The organism is Streptomyces sp. NPDC058665 (genome assembly GCF_042714995.1).
In the GTDB taxonomy this organism is placed as follows: domain Bacteria; phylum Actinomycetota; class Actinomycetes; order Streptomycetales; family Streptomycetaceae; genus Streptomyces.
Genome location: NZ_JBHXRX010000149.1, coordinates 1 through 1,306 on the forward strand (window position 1 = coordinate 1; position 1,306 = coordinate 1,306).

At 66.8% G+C, this 1,306-nt stretch carries 2 protein-coding genes; both read left to right on the forward strand.

Annotated elements, in window-relative coordinates; genetic code table 11:
• Positions 1-808: IS5 family transposase (locus ACFWV8_RS38350; protein WP_384215106.1), on the forward strand; the 808-nt coding region annotated here is incomplete at its 5' end.
• Positions 805-1,227: a hypothetical protein gene (locus ACFWV8_RS38355; protein WP_384215107.1), complete on the forward strand. Its 423-nt coding sequence runs from the start codon at positions 805-807 to the stop codon at positions 1,225-1,227. The genes ACFWV8_RS38350 and ACFWV8_RS38355, both read left to right, overlap by 4 nt.
• The last annotated feature ends 79 nt before the right edge of the window (positions 1,228-1,306 follow it).

A 1,306-nucleotide genomic window follows, 5' to 3' on the forward strand; every position in this document is an offset into this window, starting at 1 on the left:
GAGTGACGTCTCCGACGAGCAGTGGGCCCTGGTCGAGCCCGTGATCGCGGCATGGAAGGCCGGACACCCCTCGGTCAGCGGCCACCAGGGCAGATACGCGATGCGGGAGATCGTGAACGCGATCCTGTACCAGAACCGCAGCGGTTGCCAGTGGGACCTGCTCCCCCACGACCTGCCGCCCGCCGGCGCGGTGAAGTACTACTTCTACACGTGGCGTGACGACGGCACCGACCAGACCATCCAAGATCTGTTGCGGTGGCAACTGCGGGAGAAAAGACGGCGATTAGCCGACCCAAGCCTGGTCATCCTGGACACGCAGAGTATTCATGCTGCCGTCGGCGTTCCGGCCACCACGACGGGCAAGGATGCGGCGAAGAAGGTGCCGGGGCGCAAGAGATGCCTGGCCGTGGACGTATTGGGCCTGGTTGTCGCGGTCGCTGTCCTGGCGGCCGGTGCGCACGACAACGCCGCCGGTATCGCGCTGCTGGACGGCGTGGCCGCCCAGACCGACACGGTGCGTAAAGCCCTGGTCGACCAGGGATTCAAGAAGAGCGTCGTCGACCACGGCAAGCAGTACGGCATCGACGTCGAGATCGTCGAACGCAACCCCGCTGACAAGGGCTTTGTCCCGCAGGCCAAGCGGTGGGTGGTGGAGCAGACGAACGGGATCCTGATGTTCTACCGGCGGCTGGTCCGCGACTACGAACACCGACCCGCCAGCTCCCGCTCGCGTGTCTTTTGGGCGATGACCTCCGTGATGGCCCGCCGGCTCACCGGCGCCACCGTCCCCGCCTGGAGGACGCCGTGAGCGACAACCCGCAGATCAGCGCCGTCCTGACCTACATCGAGGCCCGGATGCGCGAACTGGACAAAGAGGCTGGACAGCTCCGCTCCCGCATCGAGGACCTCACCGCCCACCTCGGAGAACTCGACGCGGAGAGCGAGAACCTGCGCATCACCCGCAAGACCCTCCTTGCCATCCCCCGACCTGATCCCGTCCAGGAGACACCCCGCCCCGACGTGCCGGACCACCCGGCCTACCAGCAGATCCTCACCGCCCTCACCGACGCCGGCCGGCCGATGCAGGCCCGCGACCTGTGCGAGGCACTCGACCTGCCGATCCTCCCGAAGAACACCGAAGGCATCCGGTCCAAGCTGAAACGCCTGGTCACACGAGGCATCCTCGCCGAACCCGAACCCGGCCTGTTCACTCAGCCCCGCACCTGACCACCGACCCACCCCACCGACCAGAACTCCTCACCCAACCCCCAGCCTGAAACGGGCATTACCTCGCGTACCGCACTCT